3 protein-coding genes are annotated in these 3843 nt (G+C 65.7%); all 3 read right to left on the reverse strand.

The window, feature by feature from the left end; all coding sequences use genetic code 11:
- Positions 1 to 96: 96 nt before the first annotated feature.
- Positions 97 to 867 carry an alpha/beta hydrolase family protein gene (locus tag WBV89_RS10895; protein WP_423981373.1) on the reverse strand — a complete coding sequence of 257 codons (771 nt, stop codon included), beginning with the start codon at positions 865 to 867 and terminating at the stop codon, positions 97 to 99.
- 34 nt (positions 868 to 901) lie between these two features.
- Positions 902 to 1126, reverse strand: coding sequence for a hypothetical protein (locus WBV89_RS10900; RefSeq protein WP_423981374.1), 225 nt, complete (start codon positions 1124 to 1126; stop codon positions 902 to 904).
- Between the two features lie 158 nt (positions 1127 to 1284).
- On the reverse strand, positions 1285 to 3843 hold a 2559-nt coding region (locus WBV89_RS10905), incomplete at its 5' end, for a cell wall-binding repeat-containing protein (RefSeq protein WP_423981375.1).

The following is a 3843-nucleotide window of genomic DNA, read 5'->3' on the forward strand; positions in this document are numbered from 1 at the left end:
TCACGAGGCGGCTGGCGATACGACGGAACGACGACACGCCGCGAGGTTAGCGGGACGCCGCGAGGTTGGCGGGCCTCGTTCCGCCGCGCCCGGTGGTCAAGACGAGCTCGGATGGTGTTGGACAGAACGCATCCGGTCGAGCCACCCGAGGAGGATGGCGATCGCCCGTGGGTCGTGGCGGAGCCGGTGACCGGCGCCTTCGAGCAGGCTGAGCTCGGCGTCGCCATGCGCGTTGACCAACTGTCGGGCGTCGGACACCGGAACACTGTCGTCCTCGTCACCGTGCATCACGAGCATCGGTCGCGGAGCGAATCGCCGAGCTGATGCAACGGGACGGAATCGACGGAACTCACGCGCCCATTCGTCGGTCGACGCCGGGAACTTGCGGTCGTGGATCGCTCCGATCTCCCGAGCGTGTTCGAGGAACCGGCGCGGGTGTTGCGCCCAGTCGTCGAAATCCGCGCGAGGACTCAGGAGTCCGACCGCCGTCACCCGCGGGTCATCGGCACCCACACACACGGCAATCGAACCGCCGGTGTTGGTGCCGACCAGGATCACGCCGTCCGGGTCACTGATCGTCATCAGGTGGGAGATCGCTTCGCGGAGATCGTCGATCCACCCTTGCAGCGAGAAGTCGCCTTCGCTCTGACCGCATCCCCGGAAGTTGAACGTCAGGGTGACGCAGCCGAGAGTGTTCGCCACACGGTCCATCAACTGCGGAAAGGTGCCGGCCGATCGTTCGGCATCGAGCGTCTCGATCGGGAAGCCGTGACACAGGATGATGCCCGGACCTGCCTGCACCTCCCCCGGCGGCCGGCCGATGTGGCACGCGAGCTGCAGGCCATGCGAGACGAACGTCGTGTCCATGCCTGGCATCGTGTGTACGTCCCGTCGGGTCGGCTCAGGCCCGCGGCGCGCGCAACATGCGCTTCGTACCGGGGGTGGCCAGGGTGTAGCCACGGTTGCGGGCTTCGTCCAGCGAGTCGGGACCGAAGCCCAGCCCGACACCGGCGTCGACGAATTCGTTGATCACGTCATCGTCGGCCCACGTGGTCAGGTCGTAGACGAGCTGGGTCCGCTTGTCTCCGATGAAGCGGAAACCCTCGAATTTCGGGTGATGATCCATCGGTTCCATCCTATGGGATCTGCAACGGCGGGGCCTCACGCGCAGTGCCTTCGCTCACCTGATGGTCGTCGAGCGGGGCGTCACCGGGAATGACGAAGGGCCCGCCCTCCACGGAGGAGAACGGGCCCTTGGTCTGTGATCAGCGGAGGTTCGTTGCTTTACAGCACCTCAGAGTTCACGCCCTGCAGCACACCGTTGCCGTCGACGTAGGTGGTGACCACCCGCAGGTTGCCTTCGGTGCCGGCAGGCACCGTCAGCGTCTGTACGAGTGCATCCGAGTCGACCTCGGCTCCCGTGACCGGGACCCAGCTGCCTTCGGCATTCAACGCCTGCACCGTCATCTGCACGTCGGTCGGAGCGCTCTGCGTGCTGACGCCCCCGCCGTCGCCGAGATCGAGGGTGACCGCGATCTCACCTCCGGCCGCGTTCACACTCAGAACCGCCGGAACCACGGGGCAGCTAAGTGCCACGAGTTCCATACATCCGTCGGCGAACTGGATTGCCTCGATGTTGAAGAGGATGTCCGTGCCTTCAGTGTCCGTGACGACCTGCGTGTAGCCGCCACCGAGGTCGGTGATGGTTGCGTCGAGTTGCGCGGACAGGTACTCCGCCGTGTCGACGGCGTCGTCACTGTCCACCAGCTCCCGGACGATCTCAAAGTCACCCGGGTTCAGCGTGCCGTTGAAGATCCGAGCTCGGAAGGTAGCGGCCGAGTCGGCCCGTTCTCCGCTCGGAACGTGCAACAGCTGAGCTGTCAACTGGTTGTCACCGTCGATGAAGTCATCGCCGTCTCGACCCTCGATGAGGTCGCTGCCGGGACCACCCATCAGCAGGTTGCCGGTGGTGTCGTCGGTCATGAACCTGCCGGTGAAGTCCTCGGGGACCGTCGTCGTCGTCGGCTGCAACAGATCGCGCAGCCCACCGATGAGGTCGAGTCCCTCCTCGGTGAGCCAGTTGACCTGGTCACCGGTGGCGTCGTCCGGGATGAATCCGAGACCACGCAGGACGTCGTTGCCGCTGCCACCGGACAGTGATTCGACCTGGATGTAGCGGTCCCGGATCGCCGTGACGTCCGGGGGCTGCAGGTTGAAGTTCATGTCGGCATCGACACCAGTCGTTGTCCCGTAGAACGTGGCGTAGTCGAAGCCGTACATCCCGTGATGGCGATCGGTGGATCCCACCCCGCCGAAGGTGATGTCGTCGCCACCCTCGGCGTCCATGTCGTCCGAGCCCGGACCACCGTTGAGGATGTCGTCCCCGCCGATGGTGTCGTTCTGGAACTGCTGGGAGTTGTCACCGATGAGCAGGTCGGCGTGCGGGCCGCCCTCCAACCAGTCGTCACCCTCGTTGGCGATCGGGGTGTCCCGACCGGTTCCACCGAGGAAGATGTCGTTGCCGGTGCCGAAGAAGCCCGTTGCGCCATCAGAGTTGTCCACGGGCTTGTTGATGAAGTCGTTGCCGGAACCACCCAGGATCAAGTCGATCCCTGGGCCGGCATCGATGGCATCGTTGCCATGTCCTCCCTTGATGTTGTCGTCACCGAAGCTGTCGGTGATGATGTCGTCATCGTCACCAGCGACGATCGCGTCGTTGCCGGAACCGCCTTCGATGCGATCGGCGCCACCGTAACCCCACAGCGCGTCGTCACCCTGGCCGCCCTGGATGCGGTCGGCCAGCGTGCGGTTGCCGTGGATCTCGATGTGTTCGTCACCATCCCAGCGGTAGGTGCCGTCAGGCGTCAGGCTGAGTCCAGCCGGCAGCGGGTTCGGGAGGTTCTCCAGGTCGATGAATGGATCGTGCAGCGAGAAGATGCTCGCCGGCAGCAGTGATCCGTCCGTGTTGCGTTGGATCAACGAGGAGAACGAGTTCGCCTCCAGGGCTCCGAAGAGTTGATTCCCCTGGTTGCGGAACAGGTAGTAGAAGCGGTCGCCGAACTGCAAGTCCTCCAATTGTGCCTCGAAGACATGGTTGAAGGTGCTGCCCAGCATCCCGCCGAAGGGTTCGACCGCCTCGGCGAGTCCGCCGACCCAGAAGTCGACGTCGTCGAGACCGGTGGGGTCGACAGCCCATGCGCCTGTGCTGTTCAGGAAGTCCTCCCGGTCAGCGGGTGCCACGATCGTCGGGAACAATCCCGCGAGCTGAGCTTCGATCGCTGCGCTGACGGCCCCGGGTCCACCGAGGATGACGATTCGTCCAGGATTGAGCCGCTGGATCTCCGCCGCGGTGTTGGCAGGCACCGTGGTGCCTTGGCCGGGAACGAGCAGGACCGGGAAGCCCGGAGGTGCCGCAGCGAGCGCATCCGGGAAGTTGGTCCCGGTCGCGATGTAGACCGTGCCGCCGAGCGAGTCGGGGAAGGTCGACTGGCTGAGCGCCACTGACGTGGCGTAGCGGTTCGCCCCGGCGATCCGTTCGACCGTGCCGATTTCGGCCAGCGCGGCGGCTGTCTCGGCAGAGATGGCGTTCGGACCACCGATGATCTTGATGTCGGTCACCCCGAGGCGGGTGAGCTCCGCCACGGTGGCAGCGGGAACGCCGCCGGTCGGGCGCACCAGGAGCAACGGGGAGAGGTGGGAGGCGGCCGCTGCGCCACCCGCCGCGGCACCGCCCGACAGTGCATCAGCGAAGCCTCCTCCGGTGGCCACGTAGGCCGTGGTGGCTCCAGTCGGGAATGCGCGAGCGCTGACCGCTGCTGCGGTGGCATAGCGATCAGCACCCGC

This window comes from Ilumatobacter sp., from assembly GCF_049588435.1.
GTDB lineage: Bacteria > Actinomycetota > Acidimicrobiia > Acidimicrobiales > Ilumatobacteraceae > Ilumatobacter_A.